An 18,258-nucleotide genomic window follows, 5' to 3' on the forward strand; every position below is an offset into this window, starting at 1 on the left:
CGGGAGACCGCGAGTCCACGGGAGCGGGTGCCGGAGGGGTGATGTACGCCTCGTCCCCGGTGGTGGAACACGGTCTAGTCTTGCCGGCGGAGCATCCCCCGAGCGAAAACGGAGTCCCCATGCCCGAGGCAGTCATCGTCAGTGCCGCCCGAACCCCGATCGGACGGGCCAACAAGGGCTCGATGACCGAGTTCCGTCCTGACGACCTGACGGCGTTCATCGCGAAGGCGGCGCTCGCCAAGATCCCGGAGCTCGACCCGACGACGATCGACGACCACTACCTCGGATGCGGACTCCCCGGCGGCGAGTCGGGCAACAACCTGGCCCGCGTCGTCAACGTCCTCAACGGCTGGGACGACGTCCCGGGCGCGACGATCACCCGCTACTGCTCGTCCTCGGTGCAGACCACGCGGATGGCCTTCCACGCGATCAAGGCGGGCGAGGGCGACGTGTTCCTCTCCTCGGGCGTCGAGACCGTGTCCCGGTTCGCCAAGGGCACCTCCGACCACTGGCCCGACACGCACAACCACGAGTTCGACGAGGCCAAGGCCCGTACGGACAAGACCGCCGAGGGCGGCCAGGACTGGCACGACCCGCGTGAGGACGGCCTGCTGCCGGACGTCTACATCGCCATGGGCCAGACCGCGGAGAACGTCGCCAAGCTGCGCGGCCTGTCGCGCCAGGAGCTCGACGAGTTCGGCGTCCGGTCGCAGAACCTCGCCGAGAAGGCCGTCAACGACGGCTTCTGGGCGCGCGAGATCACCCCGGTCACCACCGCGGACGGCACCGTGATCAGCACCGACGACGGCCCGCGGGCGGGCGTCACCTACGACGGCATCAAGGACCTCAAGCCGGTCTTCCGCCCCGACGGCGTCGTGACCGCCGGCAACTGCTGCGCGCTCAACGACGGCGCCGCGTCGGTCGTGATCATGTCCGACACCAAGGCCGCCGAGCTCGGCATCAAGCCGCTGGCGCGGATCGTCTCCACCGGCGTCTCCGGCCTCTCTCCCGAGATCATGGGCCTCGGCCCGGTCGAGGCGACCAAGCGGGCGCTGGCCCACGCCGGCATGAGCATCGGCGACATCGACCTCGTCGAGATCAACGAGGCGTTCGCCGCGCAGGTCGTCCCGTCGTACCAGGAGCTCGGCATCGACCTCGACCGGCTCAACGTCAACGGCGGCGCGATCGCGGTCGGCCACCCGTTCGGCATGACCGGCGCCCGGCTCCAGAACACCATGCTCAACTCGCTGGACTGGCACGACAAGACCACCGGCCTCATCACGATGTGCGTGGGCGGCGGTCAGGGCATGGCGCTCATCCTCGAGCGCCTCTGACCCGGTCCTCGGAACCCGTCCTGCCCGCCGAGGTCGAGCACCTCGGCGTCGTACCCTCCTTGTGGGGCCCCTGTCTGCTGTCACCGTGTCTAGGATGCGAAGGTGACAGCAGACAGGGGATCCGACACTCGCTGGCTCGATGAGGACGAGCAGCGCTCCTGGCGGGCGCTGCTGATGGGCATGACCCTCCTGCTCGGGCGGCTCGACGACGACCTCCAGCGGGCCTGCGACCTCTCGCTCGTGGAGTACGAGATCCTCGTGCGCCTCTCCGAGCGCGAGAACCGCCAGATGCGGATGGCGCAGCTCGCCGACGCGCTCGCTCACAGCCGCAGCCGGGTCACGCACACCGTGACCCGGATGGAGAAGGACGGCCTGGTCGTCCGCAGCTCCTCCCCCGAGGACGGCCGCGGCGTGGTCGCCGCGATGACGGAGAAGGGCTGGGACCTGCTGGTCCGGATGGCGCCCCTGCACGTCGGCGGCGTGCGTGAGCACATCGTCGACCTGGTCAGCCCCGAGGACTTCGCCGCCGTCGGCCGCGTGATGAACGCCGTCGCCGACCACCTGGTCGCCGGCCATCCCGAGATGGAGCTGCGCAGCCCGTAGGCGGTCACCGCGGGCAACGCGTGGTTGCGGTCCACGCGCCGCCCGCGGACTGCTCAGTCGCGGGTGAGGCGGCGGTGGGTCACCCGGTGCGGGCGGGCCGCCTCGATGCCGAGGCGCTCGACCTTGTTCTCCTCGTACGAGGCGAAGTTGCCCTCGAACCAGAACCACTTGCCGCCGTCCTCGTCGTCACCCTCCCAGGCGAGGATGTGCGTCGCGACGCGGTCGAGGAACCACCGGTCGTGGGACGTGACCACGGCGCAGCCCGGGAAGTCGAGGATCGCGTCCTCGAGGGAGGACAGGGTCTCGACGTCGAGGTCGTTGGTCGGCTCGTCGAGCAGCAGCAGGTTGCCGCCCATCTTCAGCGTGAGCGCGAGGTTGAGGCGGTTGCGCTCACCTCCGGACAGCACGCCGGCCTTCTTCTGCTGGTCCGGGCCCTTGAAGCCGAACGACGCGACGTAGGCGCGCGAGTTCATCTCGAAGTTCGCGACCTTGATGAAGTCCAGGCCGTCGGAGACGACCTCCCAGACGTTCTTGTTCGGGTCGATGCCGCCCCGGCTCTGGTCGACGTAGGAGATCTTCACGGTCTGACCCACCGTGAGCGTGCCCGCGTCGGGCTGCTCGCCGCCGGTGATCATCCGGAACAGCGTGGTCTTGCCGACGCCGTTCGGGCCGATGACGCCGACGATGCCGGCGCGCGGCAGCGAGAACGACAGGTCGTGCATGAGGGTGCGCCCCTCGAAGCCCTTGGTCAGGCCCTTGGCCTCCAGGACGACGTCACCGAGGCGCGGACCGGCCGGGATGTTGATCTCGGAGGTGTCGATCTTGCGCGCCCGGTCGGCCTCGGCCGCCATCTCCTCGTAGCGCGCGAGGCGGGAGCGGCTCTTGGTCTGCCGCGCCTTGGCGTTGGAGCGGACCCACTCGAGCTCCTTCTCCAGCATCTTGGCGCGCTTGGCGTCCTTCTGCCCCTCGATCTTGAGGCGCTCCTTCTTGGTCTCCAGGTAGGTGGAGTAGTTGCCCTCGTAGGGGTGGGTCTGGCCCCGGTCGAGCTCGAGGATCCACTCGGCGACGTTGTCGAGGAAGTACCGGTCGTGGGTGATCGCCAGGACGGCGCCCGGGTAGGACTTCAGGTGGCCCTCGAGCCACTGCACCGACTCGGCGTCGAGGTGGTTGGTGGGCTCGTCGAGCAGCAGCAGGTCGGGCTGCTGGAGCAGCAGCTTGCAGAGCGCGACCCGGCGGCGCTCGCCACCGGAGAGGTTGTCCACGATCGCGTCCGGCGGCGGGCAGCGCAGCGCGTCCATCGCCTGCTCGAGGCGGCTGTCGAGGTCCCAGACGTTGGCCGCGTCGAGCTCGCTCTGGAGGTTGCCCGCCTCCTCGTTCAGCTTGTCCAGGTCGGCGTCGGGGTCACCCATCGCCATGTAGAGCTCGTCGAGGCGCTTCATCTTCGCCTTGATCTCGCCGACGGCCTCCTCGACGTTCTCCTGGACGGTCTTGCCCTCGGTGAGCGGCGGCTCCTGCTGGAGCATGCCGACCGTGGCCTCCGGGTCGAGGATCGCGTCGCCGTTGTTGGCGTGGTCGAGGCCCGCCATGATCCGCAGCAGCGAGGACTTGCCGGTGCCGTTCGGTCCGACCACGCCGATCTTCGCGCCGTGCAGGAACGACAGCGTCACGTTGTCGAGGACGACCTTGTCACCGTGGGCCTTGCGCACGTTGCGCAGGGTGAACACATACTCCGCCATGCCCCCGAGCCTAGTGACGGGGCGGGCGTGAGACCTCATCGGGGGCCGTCGCGTCTGTAGGGTGACGGGCCTCCACCGGGGAGGCCGGACGAGACCCGGACACCGATGGAGGCCCCGTGAGCCGATCCACTCGCCGCGACGACGAGTTCTCGGAGTTCGTGGCCGCACGGTCGCCGCAGCTCTACCGCAGCGCCTACCTGCTGACGATGTCACCGCACGCCGCGGAGGACCTCGTGCAGACCGCGCTCGCCAAGGCGTACGCCGCCTGGTGGCGGGTGCGCTCCGCCCACGACCCGGTGGCGTATGTGCACGGGGTGCTGGTGAAGTCCTTCCTCTCCGACCGGCGCCGACGCAGCTCGGGCGAGCTGCCGGCCCGGGACCTGCCGGAGCGGTCCACGGCCGACGCCGACCCCGCCGACCGGGTCGCGCTGCTGGCCGCGCTGGCCGAGCTCGGCCCGGTCGACCGGGCGGTGGTCGTGCTCCGCTTCTGGGAGGACCGCAGCGTCGCCCAGACCGCCGCCGACCTCGGGCTGTCCCAGGCGGCCGTGAAGAACCGCAGCCTGCGCGCGCTGAAGTCGCTGCGCGAACTCCTCTCCGACCCGCAGACGAACGGGAGCGCACGATGAGCACCGACCTCCACGAGTTCCTGGACCGCACCCTGGCTGACCTCGACGTCCCGACCGACCGCCTGCGCGAGGGCGCGCTGACGCGTGGTCGCGTCGTCCGCCGGCGCCGCCGCGCGATCGCCGCGCTCGGCGGTGTCGTCGTGACCGCGCTGGCCGCCGGTCTGACGCTGCCGTCCCTCGCGGGTACCGACAACGCCGACGACCGGATCGCGCATGACACGGGCGACCCGTCCCCCGACACCTACGTGCGCCCGGCGGGCTGGTGGGACATGTCGGGCGGCGTCATGCGCGACACCCTGGCCCACCTCCTGCCCGCCCGGAGCACGGTCACCGACGAGAACCTCGGCGACGAGGAGCTCGCGCCCGGCGACAAGCCCACCGGCGGATGGGTCCAGGTCGACGTGCTCGACGAGGGAGAGCCGGCGGGTGGCATGAACGTCGTGCTCTACCCGCCGTTCGACACCTCGTCGTTCGCCGAGGACGTCATGACCTGCCCGGGCAACGCCTCAGAGGCGGACGCCTGCACCGAGCTGGGCGACGGCACCGGCCGGCTGGTCCGGTGGGAGACCGGCGGCGTGGTCACGATCGAGGCCACCTGGCTCCTCCCGGACGGCGGCATCGTCTACGCCGCGGCGTCCAACAGCTCCGACGACAAGTGGGGCGTCGGGTCCACGACCGACCGGGCGGTCCCGCCCGTGCGGCCGGCCCAGCTGGCGGAGATCGCCGCCAGCCCGCTCTGGCAGGAGTGGACCCCGCGGGGCTGAGCCTCACGCGGCGGCCTCCCCCGGGTCCGGCGCGGCCTGCTGCTCCGTCCCGTCCTGCCGCGGGGCCCTCGTGAACACGCTGGTGCCGCGGCTCAGGTCGTGACCGACGTGGACCGCGTCGATCTCGAAGGAGATCACCTCGACGTCGTTGCTGTTGACGTAGGGCCGCACCTGGAGCCGGCCGTGCACGACGACGGGGTCGCCGCGGCGCAGCGACTTCATGCAGTTCTCCGCGAGCCCGCGCCAGCAGGACACGGTGTACCACTGCGTCTCGCCGTCGGACCAGGACTCCGTGCGGCGGTTGAACTTCCGCGGGGTGCAGGCGAGCCGGAAGCTCGCCACCGGCACGCCGCCGGCGTCGCGCTGGACGACGTCCGCGCCCAGCCAGCCGCGGACGGTGATGGTGCAGTCGTTCATGGGTTCTCTCCTTGCCTCGATCCGGGTGATCGGTTCGAGGCTCGGCGGCGACGCCGACATCGGCGCCCGGTCCGGGCGGGGGCTGGGGAGAGCGATGCGGGAGAGGGCGCCTGTGGACGGCGTGCGGGCCGGTCGGCGAGCGCGCCTTGTAACGCCGGGTTATTGGCTCCTCACAGGAGGTTGCATCCCCGTGGGAGGAGCAGATAACCCGGCGTTACAAGCAAGCGGCGGCGACCGGCCCGACGAGCAGCAGGGTCAGCTGCGCGCGCGGTCGACGCCGCTGCGGACGGCGGTGTAGGCCTCGAGCTCGGTCTCGACGGGGACGACGACGAGCTCGTTGGAGACGTCGGCGACCGCCGTGCGCAGGCGGTGGTCGGCGTTCTCGGCCCGCCTGCGGGCGATGCCGGCGACGCCCAGATGGGCGACCGCCCCGATGAGGCTGCCCAGGCCCAGGCCGCCGACCAGGAGCACGATCGCGAGCGGGACGCCGGCGACCTGCGGGGTGTCGGGGTCGGCGAGCTTGTCGGAGCCGAGCAGTACGCCGGTCCACACGAGCCCGGCCACGGCCGCGACGAGCAGCAGCCACTGCACGACGCGGAGGGCGCCGGCCCACCACGGCGTCCGGGCGGCGCGCACCTCGGCAGCGGCGAGTGCCGCGTCGAGACGGTCGCCGAGGTCGTCGAGGTGAGCGACGGAGGCCCGGTGCACGGCGTCGACCCACGGCTGGGTCATGCCCTGCGACATCTCGTCGGCCAGCGCACGGACCTCGGTGTCGACGCGGGCGCGCTGCACCTGCGTGGCCCCGGAGACGCCACCCGGCCCGCGGCCACTGAGCTCGCGGCCGGCGGCACCCAGGTCCAGGTCGAGGCGCTTGGCCGGGTCGGGCTTGATGCCGCCCAGCCAGACCGTGACCGGCCAGCCCGTGGCCCGGCCGACCCGCTGCCGGGTCGAGCGCTCCACGGCCTCCACCAGCACGGGCACGCCGGCGGCCTCGGCGAACGCGTCGTCGAGGGCAGCGGCCCGCTGCTCGGAGAGGACCCGCGTCGGGGCGTCGCCGGTCGCCTCGGCGAGCCGCTCGGCGGCCGCGCGCACGTCGGCGTCGACCCGGGAGCGGGTCGCCTGCTTCTCTGCGGCGCGGCGGGCGATCTCGGCGCGCAGCTCGGGGACGCCGGTGCCCAGCCGGGCGCTGACCGGCATGACCGGCACCCGGTCGAGGCCGTCGGCGTCGAGCAGGCGGCGCACGTCGGCGAGCATCGACTCGCGGCGCTCGTCGGGCACGGTGTCGATGTGGTTCAGCACCACGATCATCACGTCCTGGTGGGCCGCGGACGGAGCCAGGTAGCGGTCGTGGATCGCGGCGTCGGCGTACTTCTGCGGGTCGAGCACCCAGACGAGCAGGTCGGCGAGGTCGACGAGCCGGTCCACCTCGAGGTGGTGGGCGACCTCGGTGGAGTCGTGGTCGGGCAGGTCGAGCAGGACGACGCCGTCGAGCTCGGGCTGCTGGTCGCGGCGGCCGGTGTCGAGCATCGAGTCGCGCGTCGTCTGGTGCCGCGGCGGGATGCCCAGCCACTCGAGCAGCTCCTCGGCTCCGTCGGTGCCCCACACGCAGGCCGAGGCCCACGACGTCGTGGGCCGGCGTACGCCGACGGCGGAGAGCTCCAGCCCGGTCAGCGCGTTGAACGTCGAGGACTTGCCCGAGCCGGTGGCGCCGGCGATGCCGACGACCGTGTGCTGCGCCGACAGCTTCAGCCGGCCGGTGGCCCGGTCGACGACCGCCTGGGCGTCGTCGACGAGGGCGTCGTCGAGCCGGCCGCGCGCTGCCCGCGTGGCGGCGTCGAGGCCCTCGATACGAGCACCGATGTCGGTGCCACGGGTGACCAGGAGCTTGGCACCCTCGAGCGTGGACGTCATGTTCTCCCTCGACGGACTGGGCTGACCTCCAAGCCTAGGGCGTGCCGTCCACGGGCGCGGTATCGGCTCCGACTCGGCTCTGCTCGAACCGGCGGTCGTCGACGCGGCGGCTGGCGTCACGCAGCTGGCGAGCCGCGCGGGGACTGAGGTCGAGGTCGTCCAGGACCTGGTGGAAGCGCTGCCGGTCCGTGGCCAGCAGGGCGGCCAGCCGGCGGTCCAAGGAGGCCCCGGTCCGCTCGACCATCGACGGCACCGTCTCCGCCCCGAGTACGGCGTCGAGCAGCGTGCGCCCCGGGACGGCAGCGCTCGCGGCGCCCCCCTCGGCGGTGCGGGTGAGCGCGAGGACCATCAGCGCGACGCCGAGCCCCTGCGCGCCGTACGCGAGGTAGCGGGCGCTGGCGCGCTTCTCGGCGCCCTCGCCCTTCACCAGCTCGACGACCTCGTGCTGCCAGGCGCGGACCTCCGCCTCGGCGCGGCGGCGGATGTCGGAGGACGCGCGGACCAGCTCGTGGCGGCCGGCGAGCAGCCCCCGGCCGGCCTCGCCGGTCTCCCACACCGTGGCGGCCGCCTCGGCCGCACCCTCGGCGTGGTCGAGCACGATCGACTCCACCCCCGCCTCGATCGCGAGCGCGACGCGCTCGGCGGACTGGGGCGTGCCGCGGACAGCGTTGACCACGCGGTCGCGCAGTCGGCCCCCCTGGTCGAGCGTGCGCAGCAGCTCGCCGGTGCCGATGAGGTCCTGCCAGCGCGCCAGCACCTCGCCCCGCAGCAGCGTCCCGTCGGCGGCCTCGGCGACGAGCGCCTCCGCGCCCGCGTCGTACGCCGTGTCGACCTGGTCGCGCAGCTCCTGGGCCGTGCTCACCTGGGCCTCGGCCGCGTCCGCGATCCGGTGCGAGCCGCGAGCCAGCGAGCGTACGGCTCCGTCGAGGGTCTGGCGCACGACGGAGCCGCGGGCCTCGCCGTCGGCCGCGAGCGCGACCAGCCAGCCGCGGATGTCGGCGACGACCGCGGCCGGGAGGAGCCCCTCCTCGGAGACCGTCGACTCGCCGACGGTGAACAGCGGCGAGTCCTTGAGCCCCCGGCTGGCCAGCATCCGGGCGAGGTGGGCGGCGACCGTCGGGACGGAGTCCGCGGGCGTCCGGTCGAGGACGACCGCGACCGCGGCGCCGCGATCGGCGGCGGTGCGCAGGTGCTCCCACGGGACCTGGTCGGAGTAGCGGGCGGCCGAGGTGACGAACAGCCAGAGGTCGGCGGCGTCGAGGAGCTGGGCGGCGAGCGTCCGGTTGCGCTCCTCGACCGAGTCGACGTCGGGCGCGTCGAGGATCGCGATGCCCTCGGGCACGGTGTCCGAGGCGACCAGCTGGATCGAGTCCTGGTCGTCGGTGCTGTGGGCGACGCGGACCAGGTCGGGCAGCAGTCGCTCGCGGCCGAACCAGTGCGCGTCGTCCGGGTGGTGCACGAGGACGGGCGAGCGGGTGGTCGGGCGCAGCAGGCCGGGAGCGGTCACGCGGTGGCCCACGAGCGAGTTGACCAGCGTGGACTTGCCGGCGCCGGTCGAGCCGCCGACGACCACCAGCAGCGGTGCGTCGACACTGGTCTGCCGCGGGATGGCGTAGTCCTCGAGCTGGTCGATCATCCGCTGGCGCGACGCCCGGGCATCGGCGATCCCGTCCACGTCGAGCGGGAGCTCGGCGGCCTGGAGGGCACCGTGGAGCTGCACCAGGGCGGTGAGCATCCGGGTGTTCTGGTCGCGCGACACGCTCATCGGGTGGGTACCACCTGTCCGGGGAAGGCGATCAACGGCCGGAGGGCGTTGATCCGCTGGAGGAACTGCTGGCCGCGTGCCGCGTAGTCGGGCGGCGGCGTGCCGCGGAGCAAACGGTAGTGCAGGAACCCGAGCTCGATCGCGGCCTGCTGGTAGTCGCGCATCGCCCGCTCGGCCGCGCGGCCGCCGTGCGCCCGGGCATAGGACCGGCTGCGGCGCCGGGCGCGGAGGTCGACGACCCAGCCGATGTCGGTCGCCGGGACCAGCCCACGTCGGGCGGCGTCGGCCAGCGCCGCCGCGAGCATCCGCCGCTCGCTGCTGCGCACCCACACCGCGATGCCGGCCACCACCAGGAACGCCGGCGCCATCAGCACGACGTAGAGGAGGACGAAGTTGTCGAAGCCGTAGACGGTCGAGGTGTTCCAGACGGCATGGGCGACCACGGCCACGAAGTACCCGCCGAGCGGCCACAGCACCCGGGCGGCTCCGCTGCGGGCGTTCACCGCCAGGCCGACCCCGATGCCGGCGAACGTCGTGAACAGCGGGTGCGCGAACGGGCTGATCAGGCAGCGCACCACGAAGGTCGCGGTCAGCGCCTCGGTGCCGCCGGGGCCGGTCCCGTCGGTGCCGTTGTAGGCGGCCGCGAGGTAGAGGATGTTCTCGGTGAAGGCGAAGCCGATGCCGACCATGCCGGCGTAGACGATGCCGTCGAGTACGCCGTCCAGCTCCGCCCGCCGCCACCACAGGAGCAGCAGGAGGAACAGGCCCTTGCTGGCCTCCTCCGTCACCGGCGCGACGATCCCGAGGCTCTGCCGGTCGGTGAACGCGATCACGAACCCGCCGACGCCCTGGAGCACCAGCGCCGCGGCGGTCGCCACGAAGCAGCCCCACAGCAGGCCCGAGGCGAGCAGCGAGCGCGGCTCGGGCTCGTAGCGGTCCAGCCACAGGTAGCAGGCCACCAGCGGCCCCACGGGTACGGCGGCCAGCACGGTCGCCAGCAGCAGCGACCGGGGCGCGCCCGAGAGGGCCAGGACCGCGAGGATCGCGAGCGCCCCGAGGCTCACCAGCACGGTCACGACGACCGTGAAGATGACGCTCTCGCGGCGCGGTCTGGGCATGAGACGCAGCCTATCCGGGGCGGCGCCGGGCCAGGGGCCGCGGCGTACAGTGGGCGGGTGAACGAGGAGCAGCCCACGACCCAGCCGGCGACCCAGCCGGCGACCCAGCCGGCGACGGAGAGCCACGACCCCGCCGTCCCGGCGGCGTACGCCGCCTTCATGCGGAAGGGCTGGGGCGACCGGGAGTTGGAGCTGCCCGTGATGGAGGTCGCGGAGCCCGCGGCCCGCCGCCGGGCGAAGCTCGCCGAGGCGTTCCCGGGCGAGCGGCTGGTGCTGCCGGCCGGCACCTACAAGGTGCGCTCCAACGACACCGACTACCGCTTCCGCCCGGACACCGCGCACACCTACTTCTCCGGCAACCAGACCAGCGACGCCGTCCTGGTCGTCGAGGACGGCGAGTCCGTGCTCTACGCGCGCCCGCGCTCCTCGCGCGAGACCGACGAGTTCTTCCGCGACCGGCAGTACGGCGAGCTGTGGGCCGGCCGCCGCCCGTCGCTGAAGGAAATGAGCGACTCCCTGGGCCTCGAGGTCAAGCACATCGAGGACCTCCCGTCCTTCGACGACGACCGCAAGACCCGCGACATCACCACCGACGACGACCTCGCGCGCGTCGCCTCCGAGCTGCGGCTGGTCAAGGACCAGTGGGAGGTCGACCAGCTCCAGGAGGCCTGCGACATCACCACGCTCGGCTTCGAGGACTCGGTCCGCGAGTGGGACCGCGTGCTGGAGTTCGGCGAGCGCTGGATCGAGGGCACGTTCTTCCGCCGCGCCCGCGCGATGGGCAACGACATCGGCTACGACTCGATCGTCGGCGGCGGCTCGCACGCCACGACGCTCCACTGGATCGACAACACCGGCCCGATCACCCCGGGCACGCTCGTGCTGCTCGACATGGGTGTCGAGAACCGCTCGCTCTACACCGCCGACGTGACGCGCACGCTGCCCGTCGACGGCCGCTTCACGCCGCTCCAGCGCGAGCTCTACGACGTCGTGTACGCCGCCCAGCAGGCCGGCATCGAGGCCGTCCGCCCCGGCGTACCCTTCAAGGCCGCGCACCACGCCGCCATGGAGGTGCTCGCGCACGCCCTCGCGGACCTGAAGCTGCTGCCGGTGTCGGTCGAGGAGGCGCTCGACCCCGAGAGCCGGGTCTACGCGCGGTGGACGCTGCACGGCACCAGCCACATGCTCGGCATGGACGTGCACGACTGCGGCCGGGCCTCGACCGAGGCCTACACCGAGGGCACCCTCGCCGAGGGCATGGTGCTGACCGTCGAGCCGGGCCTGTACTTCCAGGAGGACGACCTGCTCGTCCCCGAGGAGCTGCGCGGCATCGGCATCCGGATCGAGGACGACATCCTCGTCACCGCCGACGGCTGGGAGAACCTCTCCGCCGCCCTCCCCCGCACCTCCGCCGACGTCGAGGAGTGGATGGCCGCGCACCGGCGCTGATCACCTCGCGGAGGCGCGCATCACCCGGGCTGGGCGCGGGACGTGGCGAGCGTGAGGGCGAGGAACCCATCGGGAGCGGATTGGCCATGGCCGCCCGGCATCGACGGCGTCGGATCGGCAACCGCGAGCCGGGCTGGCAGGGACGCGGCTCCGGCCGTGAGCCATACTGACCCGGGCGGTGAGACCGCCTCGGCCTCCGTAGCTCAGCTGGATAGAGCATCGGCCTTCTAATCCGACGGTCGCAGGTTCGAATCCTGCCGGGGGCGCCGAGCGTTTGCGCAGGTCAGGCCCGTGGATCTCTCACAGCAGCTGTCGGGCCTCGGGGCGAGAGGCCGCGACGTCGACCACCTTGATGTTCATCGCGTTCGCCGTCGCATCGGGATCGCGAAGGCCGCGCCGGCGGACCGGCGCCCGGCCTCTTGCCGCCGACCAAGGGGCCCCGGCCCGGTCGAAGCCTGCGTGAGTTGACCGGTGCCGGGGCCCCTTTTCCGTCGTCGTGCCGGGGCGGCCCCACTCGCACCCGCGGCGCCCCCTTTGATTGCGGTCGAAGGGTGCTGGTGCTCTTGGCGAGCGACACCTCCCCGATGCGAGTGGCCAGCCGGCCTGGAAGCAACCTCCCCATCGTGCGCCCGAATCGACCGCCCCATCGTGCGTCAAAGTCGATCTCCGCCGCGTCCCCAAATCAGAGGAGGCGAGCAACCGTCCGATCCGTACGGTCGAGAAGAGCGGCCGCCATGGGACGTGGCGGCGGGGCGTTCAAGCAAGGAGGACAGTGAGCCGGTTCGTCGATCTACTGATCCGGGTGCACCGGGAGCCGGAACGCGAACGTGCTTCCTTCGCCGGGGGTGCTGGTGACCCAGATGTCGCCGCCCATGTCCTCGACGAGACGCTTGCAGATCGCCAGCCCTAGACCGCTGCCGCCATGGTGGCGCGTCACACTCGGGTCGACCTGCCGGAAGGACTCGAAGACGGACTCCTGCTCGGATGTGCTCAGGCCGACGCCGGTGTCGGTGACGGTGATCAGCGCGGAGGATCCGTCGTCGGCTGCGGTCGCTGTCACGACGATCGAACCGGTGGCGGTGAACTTCACGGCGTTCTCGAGAAGGCTGGACACGACCTGAAGGACGCGCTCGGGGTCGCCGGTCATCTGGGCCGGAAGGTGCGGGTCCACCTCCAGACGCAGCTGGAGACCCCTCCTACGGGCGGGCTCACGGGCCTCGTCGGCGGCGTCCTCGAGGACCTCCCGCGGGTCGAAGTCGACGCTCCGCAGCTCCGCCACCCCAGCCTCGATCGCCGAGAAGTCCAAGATGGAGTCGATGACCCGCCGTAGCCGCCGACCGGAGCGGCTCATCCTGGCGAGGAGGTCCTGCTGTATCCGGCTCGGCTCGGTGTCCTCGAACAGCTCGGCGACGGCCAGCATCGAGGTCAACGGGGTCCGGATCTCGTGGCTCATGTTGGCCAGGAACAACGACTTCGCCTCACTGGCGGCGGCCGCGTCGCGAGTCGCCTGCTCCAGCTCGGCGAGCAGGCGGTTGGCGGAGGTGACGTCCTCGATGAGGTCGTAGGCGCCGATGACTCGACCGGCCACGACGATGGGCACACCGGTGATGCGCAGGTCGGCCATCTCGCCGTTGCGGCGTTCGACGGTCAGGTCGAAGCGCTGCGCCTCGCCGCTCACCATGCCGGCGAACCGACGTTCGGCCTCTTCACGGTCAGCGGGGTCCACCAGGACGCCGAAGTGAGCACCACGCAGCTCCCCGGGCCGTAGGCCGAGCAACTCCACCGCCGCGGCGTTGGACTCCACGAACCGGCCCTCGGTGTCGATGGAGACCACAGCGAAGGGGTTGAACTCGAACAAGGACCGGTACCGCTGCGTCGTCTCCTCCAGCGAGGCCTCGGCCAACCTCAATCGCTCCGTCTCACGCTGGGTCTCGCGGTATCGGCGCCATGAGTACACCGCCAAGGCCACCGTCGAGACCACCGCGGCAACGAGGACCTCGTCAAGCTGCCACGACTCGTGAGAACGACTCCAGCCGACGAACCACTCGAACGCCTCGAACTGCGACGCCACGCCATAGGCCACCACGGCCGCGCTCGCCACGACGAGCAGTTCTACGAAGTTCGTCCCTCTTCGGTGCCGACTCGTCCCCGGAACCGGCTGCGCAGCGGTCGCTGGTCGCGGCGACATCGGACCTCCTCGCGACGGACGCGCGCCGCTGGCGCCGCTCGGGCGCCCGGGCAGGCCGGTGGTAGGACCCGCCCGGACTTCGCTCCTGAGACGGCGCCGGCGGCTCAGGATGCCCGGTCGACGATGCCTCCCGGCGTTCGGGATCACCAGCGCTCACCCGCCAGACGTCGCTCTGCGGACCTTGGTCTGCGCAATTCGGCTGTCACGGCGGCGCGCCGCGGGTCCGGGAAGGATCACTCCGGCGAGCCCTTGGCGTCCGGGGAGATCGAGCCCGGGAGAGTGCCGGGCTCGGGGTCGTCGAACGGCTCCCGCTCGGCCGGGTCGAAGTCGGGCTAGGGCGTGTCTCCCTAGTTCAGCGGTGATTAGCTGATTTGGTGAGTGCATGTCTCGTGAACGGGTCCTTAGCGATGCTCAGTGGGAGCGGATCGCGTCGTTGATGCCGTCTTCGGATGGGGTGAAGTCGCGGCCGTTTCGTGACCACCGCCAGGTGGTCGAGGGCGTGATCTACCGCTTCCGCACGGGGATCGCGTGGCGTGATCTGCCGGCCTCGTTCGGTCCGTGGCAGACGATCTGGAAGCGACACCACCGGTTCTCGACCGACGGCACGTGGGACAAGATCCACGCTCGCCTGTTGGCCGAGGCCGATGCGGCGGGCGAGATCGACTGGATGGTCAGCGTGGATTCCACGATCAACCGCGCTCACCAGCACGCCACCAACGCGCGGCGTGTCGAGCAGCCGGTCGGTGACTCTCGGGCGGCACGTGCCGCGCGAGCCGCGGCCCGCACAGGGGGCTGAGTCGAACTACAAGAATCTGGTTCCGGGGGTCGAGCCGCTCGACCATGCGATCGGACGCTCCCGCGGAGGGTTGTCGACCAAGATCCACCAGCTCGTTGATGGCCACGGCCGCCCGCTCGCCATCGCTCTCACCGCCGGTCAGGCCGGCGACTCCACGATGCTGCAGCCGCTGCTGGCCCAGCTCGCCGTGGACCGGATCGGTCGCGGTCGACCGCGCACTCGCCCGGCCGCGGTCATCGGGGACAAGGCCTACTCCTCGCGGGGAAACCGCGCCGCGCTACGCAGCCGTGGGATCAAGGCCGTGATCCCGCAGCCCTCAGACCAGATCGCGCATCGCAAGCGACGCGGCTCGGCCGGCGGCAGGCCGCCGGCACTCGACGCGGAGGCGTACAAGGGCCGCAACGTGATCGAGCGATCCTTCAACGACCACAAGCAATGGCGAGGCATCGCCACCCGCTACGACAAGCTCGCCACGACCTACCGAGGTGCCGTCGTACTACGCGCCATCACCATCTGGCTCGCAACTTAGGAGACACGCCCTAGTCGGGCCGGTTGAGATGCTCCTCGGGCACGTCGTCGACGTCCGCGGTGTCCTCCGTGGCCTCGGGGAGCACCTCGACCTTCTGGATCTCGGGTTCGCTCATGTCTAATCGGGTACCCGGGCGGCGCGAACCCAGTCGCCCCGCGGCGCAACGGATCCGCACCGCGTCAGCTCACCAGGGAGCGGTAGAGGACCTCGTGCGCCTCGGCGACGGCGTTCCGCTGCGCCCGGCGCTCGTCGATCGACGCGCCCAGCCGCGGGCGGTGGGCGTGGGCGAGCCGGAGCGACCGGTCGAGCGACTCCGCGTCGAAGGTCGTCTCGTCGTGCGTGTAGCCCAGCACCGGGCCCTGCTCGGCGAAGTAGCCGCACGTCGGAGCCACCACCGTCGTGCCGAGGTCGCGGCAGGCCTCGAGCCATCCCGAGTGGGTGCCGAAGCGGTGCGGCAGCACGGACACGTCGAGCGAGCCGAGGTCGTTCCAGAGCTCCTGGTCGGACAGGTGGTCGTGCACGTGCAGCTCGACGTCGCCGCGCTCCTCGGCGGCGCGGAGGTACGCCGCCAGCTCGGTGTCGCAGCGCGACCCGTCGTCGTCGAGCACGTCGCGGTGCACGTTGACGTGGAGCACCGCTCCCGGGAGGTCGCGCACCGTGTCGACGAGCGTCGGCAGGATCCGCAGAGGATCCATGCTCGGCCGCAGGCTCGTCACGTGCAGGCCGACGCGGAACGGGGCGTCGTGCCGCCGGGCGCGGCAGTCCTGGGCGACGCCCATGGTGCGGAGGTCGACGACGTGCGGGTGCGGGAGGACCGTCGCCGTACGACCCCAGCGGCGGCCGATCTCGGCGGCCGCGCCGGGGGTCAGCGTGATCAGCTCGTCGGCGGCCGGCACCAGCACGTCGAGCTGCGCGTCGTGCGGGCCCCGCTGCTCGTGGTGAGGGTGGCGCAGGTCGTGCACGGTGAAGACGAGGGGCTTGTCCCGGTCGCGCAGCACCCCGACCAGCTCGGCCAGGTCCTCCGGCGGACCGGGTCGGGATCCTCGAGCCGGCGCACGGCGGGGCCGTGCTCGGGGTCGAGGTGGCGGACGTAGACGTGTCCCGAGGGGACGGAGGCCACGGTCAGCGTGGCATGGCGGGGCCGCGGGACCCGCAGGTCGGTGGTGGTCACGACCCGGAGTACCCCGGGCGGCCGCGCCGAAGCGACCCCAGGGGGTGAAGTGTCAGCGCAGCGACGTGTCGATGCTGCGCATCCGGTCCGGCGCGAAGCCGTGGCGCATGCCCCACGCCACCGCCTGCGACCGGCGCGAGACGCCGATCTTGCGGTAGCCCGTGCGGATGTAGGTCTTGACCGAGTTGATCGAGAGGTAGGTGCGCTCGGCGATCTCCTGGTTGCTCAGGCCCTGCGTGATCAGCGCGAGCACCTCGGACTCGCGCGCGCTCAGGCCCTGATCGCGGCCCGGCCAGTCCCCGTCCGGGCTCTCGACCTCCCCGGCGGAGTCCCGCGGCGCGACGGTCTCGCCACCGTGGACGGCCTCGATCGCCGACACGATCTCCTCGGCGGACAGGCCCTTGGACAGGTAGCCGGACGCGCCGCGGTCGATGGCCTTGCGGATCACCGACTCCTGGAGGGTCCAGCTGAAGATCACGACCCGGGCGTCGCTGTCACGCACCAGGTCCTCGAGGTCGACACCGTCGCCCTGGATCTGGCTGAAGGTGTCGTACAGGATCACGTCCACGTCGCTCAGCACGGGCATCCCGGAGTCGAGCTCCACCACGTTCACCCGGTCGTGGTGCGGCGCGAGCATGGCGGCGACACCGGCAACGACGATCTCGTAGTCGTTGACGATCGCCACCCTGATCGGCGCGCTCGACATGCCCGCAGTCTAGGTGTGACGCGCTCGACACGCGCGTCAATGCGAGGATTCCGGACCGATCGGGGATACAAAGGTGGTGGCCCCGCTTGGTATGAGCTCGCGGGGCCGATTACTTTCCCGGGTCCGCGAGGTACGCGTCGATCTCCCCCACGATCCGCGCCTTCACGTCGTCCTCGGCGAACGACGCGCGCACCGCCGTGCGCGCCAGCTCGGCCACGCCGGCCTGGTCGAGCTCGAGCAGGTCCGCGGCGATCTCGTACTCCCGGTTCAGCGACGTGCCGAACATCGGCGGGTCGTCGCTGTTCACCGTGACCGTCACACCCGCGTCGCGGAAGGCCCGGATCGGGTGCTCCTCCAGCGTGGGTACGGCGCGGGTCGCGATGTTCGACGACGGGCACACCTCCAGCGCGATGCCGGTGGCGGCCAGGTGGGCGAGCAGCTCGGGGTCCTGCGCGGAGGAGGTGCCGTGGCCGATCCGCTCGGCGCCCAGCAGCCGCAGCGAGTCCCAGACCGTCTCGGGGCCGGTGGTCTCCCCGGCGTGCGGCACGCTGTGCAACCCCGCGGCGAGCGCGGCCCGGAAGTGCGGCTCGAACTGCGCGCGGCCCACGCCGATCTCGGGCCCGCCGAGGCCGAAGCCGACCAGCGCGTCGGTGCGGTGGTGGAGCGCGTAATCGAGCGTGGCGTCGGCCGCCGGGACGCCCGACTCGCCGGGGATGTCGTAGATCCACCGCAGCACGAGGCCGAAGTCGCGCTCGACCGCGACCCGCGCGTCCTCGATCGCCTCGGTGTAGGCCTCGATCGGCATGCCCTTGTCGTCGGCGTCCGGCCGCACCGAGGTGTACGGCGTGCAGGTGAGCTCGGCGTACCGCAGGCCCTGACCGGTCGCCATCTCGCGGCCGATCTCGTGGGTCAGATAGCGGATGTCGTCCGGCGTGCGGATCAGGTCGACGACCGCGAGGTAGACCTCGATGAAGTGCGCGAAGTCGCGGAACGCGAAGAACCGGCGCAGCTCGTCGGGGTCGCTCGGCACCGTGCCCGGGTGGCGCGCGGCCAGCTCGGACACGATCCGGGGCGAGGCGGACCCGACGTGGTGGACGTGCAGCTCGGCCTTCGGGAGGCCGGCGATGAAGTCGGAGAGCGTCACG

At 71.9% G+C, this 18,258-nt stretch carries 14 protein-coding genes, 1 tRNA gene and 1 pseudogene; 7 read left to right on the forward strand and 9 right to left on the reverse strand.

Annotated elements, in window-relative coordinates; genetic code table 11:
- Positions 1 to 119: 119 nt before the first annotated feature.
- Positions 120 to 1,334, forward strand: coding sequence for an acetyl-CoA C-acetyltransferase (locus ACYQ0U_RS11465; protein ID WP_459972873.1), 1,215 nt, complete (start codon positions 120 to 122; stop codon positions 1,332 to 1,334).
- Positions 1,335 to 1,436: 102 nt separating this feature from the next.
- A complete protein-coding gene (locus ACYQ0U_RS11470; RefSeq protein WP_459972875.1) occupies positions 1,437 to 1,937 on the forward strand; it encodes a MarR family winged helix-turn-helix transcriptional regulator in 501 nt (166 codons plus the stop codon).
- A 53-nt stretch (positions 1,938 to 1,990) separates the two neighbouring features.
- On the opposite strand, the gene ettA is transcribed toward ACYQ0U_RS11470, so the two are convergent.
- On the reverse strand, positions 1,991 to 3,673 hold the full coding sequence (gene ettA, locus ACYQ0U_RS11475) for an energy-dependent translational throttle protein EttA (RefSeq protein ID WP_459972877.1): 1,683 nt from the start codon (positions 3,671 to 3,673) through the stop codon (positions 1,991 to 1,993).
- A 116-nt stretch (positions 3,674 to 3,789) separates the two neighbouring features.
- Here ettA and ACYQ0U_RS11480 point away from each other — a divergent pair, with 116 nt between their 5' ends.
- Positions 3,790 to 4,299 carry a SigE family RNA polymerase sigma factor gene (locus ACYQ0U_RS11480; protein ID WP_459972879.1) on the forward strand — a complete coding sequence of 170 codons (510 nt, stop codon included), beginning with the start codon at positions 3,790 to 3,792 and terminating at the stop codon, positions 4,297 to 4,299.
- Entirely contained in the window at positions 4,296 to 5,063 is a 768-nt protein-coding gene (locus ACYQ0U_RS11485) for a hypothetical protein (RefSeq protein WP_459972882.1), read from the forward strand. The genes ACYQ0U_RS11480 and ACYQ0U_RS11485 overlap by 4 nt, the downstream gene beginning before the upstream one ends.
- Positions 5,064 to 5,066: 3 nt before the next feature.
- On the opposite strand, the gene ACYQ0U_RS11490 is transcribed toward ACYQ0U_RS11485, so the two are convergent.
- The 4 genes from ACYQ0U_RS11490 to ACYQ0U_RS11505 form a co-directional block, all read right to left on the reverse strand.
- A complete protein-coding gene (locus ACYQ0U_RS11490; RefSeq protein WP_459972884.1) occupies positions 5,067 to 5,480 on the reverse strand; it encodes a single-stranded DNA-binding protein in 414 nt (137 codons plus the stop codon).
- A 255-nt stretch (positions 5,481 to 5,735) separates the two neighbouring features.
- Positions 5,736 to 7,391, reverse strand: coding sequence for a GTPase (locus ACYQ0U_RS11495; protein WP_459972885.1), 1,656 nt, complete (start codon positions 7,389 to 7,391; stop codon positions 5,736 to 5,738).
- Between the two features lie 34 nt (positions 7,392 to 7,425).
- Positions 7,426 to 9,156 carry a dynamin family protein gene (locus ACYQ0U_RS11500; protein ID WP_459972887.1) on the reverse strand — a complete coding sequence of 577 codons (1,731 nt, stop codon included), beginning with the start codon at positions 9,154 to 9,156 and terminating at the stop codon, positions 7,426 to 7,428.
- Positions 9,153 to 10,274 (reverse strand): PrsW family intramembrane metalloprotease, encoded by a 1,122-nt coding sequence (locus ACYQ0U_RS11505; RefSeq protein ID WP_459972889.1) that lies wholly within the window; start codon positions 10,272 to 10,274, stop codon positions 9,153 to 9,155. Before ACYQ0U_RS11505 ends, ACYQ0U_RS11500 begins: the two co-directional genes overlap by 4 nt.
- A gap of 57 nt (positions 10,275 to 10,331) precedes the next feature.
- Here ACYQ0U_RS11505 and ACYQ0U_RS11510 point away from each other — a divergent pair, with 57 nt between their 5' ends.
- Together ACYQ0U_RS11510 and ACYQ0U_RS11515 are read left to right on the forward strand one after the other, a co-directional pair.
- Entirely contained in the window at positions 10,332 to 11,723 is a 1,392-nt protein-coding gene (locus tag ACYQ0U_RS11510) for an aminopeptidase P family protein (protein ID WP_459972891.1), read from the forward strand.
- Positions 11,724 to 11,915: 192 nt separating this feature from the next.
- Positions 11,916 to 11,989 (forward strand) — tRNA-Arg (locus ACYQ0U_RS11515).
- Positions 11,990 to 12,513: 524 nt separating this feature from the next.
- On the opposite strand, the gene ACYQ0U_RS11520 is transcribed toward ACYQ0U_RS11515, so the two are convergent.
- Positions 12,514 to 13,824, reverse strand: coding sequence for a sensor histidine kinase (locus ACYQ0U_RS11520; RefSeq protein ID WP_459972893.1), 1,311 nt, complete (start codon positions 13,822 to 13,824; stop codon positions 12,514 to 12,516).
- A gap of 469 nt (positions 13,825 to 14,293) precedes the next feature.
- On the opposite strand from ACYQ0U_RS11520, the pseudogene ACYQ0U_RS11525 reads away from it, so the two are divergent.
- Positions 14,294 to 15,236, forward strand: a pseudogene (locus ACYQ0U_RS11525) (IS5 family transposase).
- A gap of 179 nt (positions 15,237 to 15,415) precedes the next feature.
- Here the strand turns inward: ACYQ0U_RS11525 and ACYQ0U_RS11530 are convergent.
- The 3 genes from ACYQ0U_RS11530 to ACYQ0U_RS11540 all read right to left on the reverse strand — a co-directional run bounded on the left by ACYQ0U_RS11530 (position 15,416) and on the right by ACYQ0U_RS11540 (position 18,257).
- Complete coding sequence (locus ACYQ0U_RS11530) at positions 15,416 to 16,234, reverse strand: glycosyltransferase family protein (protein WP_459972896.1); 819 nt, start codon at positions 16,232 to 16,234, stop codon at positions 15,416 to 15,418.
- A 225-nt stretch (positions 16,235 to 16,459) separates the two neighbouring features.
- Positions 16,460 to 17,113 (reverse strand): response regulator transcription factor, encoded by a 654-nt coding sequence (locus tag ACYQ0U_RS11535; protein WP_459972898.1) that lies wholly within the window; start codon positions 17,111 to 17,113, stop codon positions 16,460 to 16,462.
- Between the two features lie 109 nt (positions 17,114 to 17,222).
- Positions 17,223 to 18,257 carry an adenosine deaminase gene (locus ACYQ0U_RS11540; RefSeq protein ID WP_459972900.1) on the reverse strand — a complete coding sequence of 345 codons (1,035 nt, stop codon included), beginning with the start codon at positions 18,255 to 18,257 and terminating at the stop codon, positions 17,223 to 17,225.
- Position 18,258 lies beyond the last annotated feature (1 nt).

The sequence above is a fragment of the Nocardioides pyridinolyticus genome (assembly GCF_054653575.1).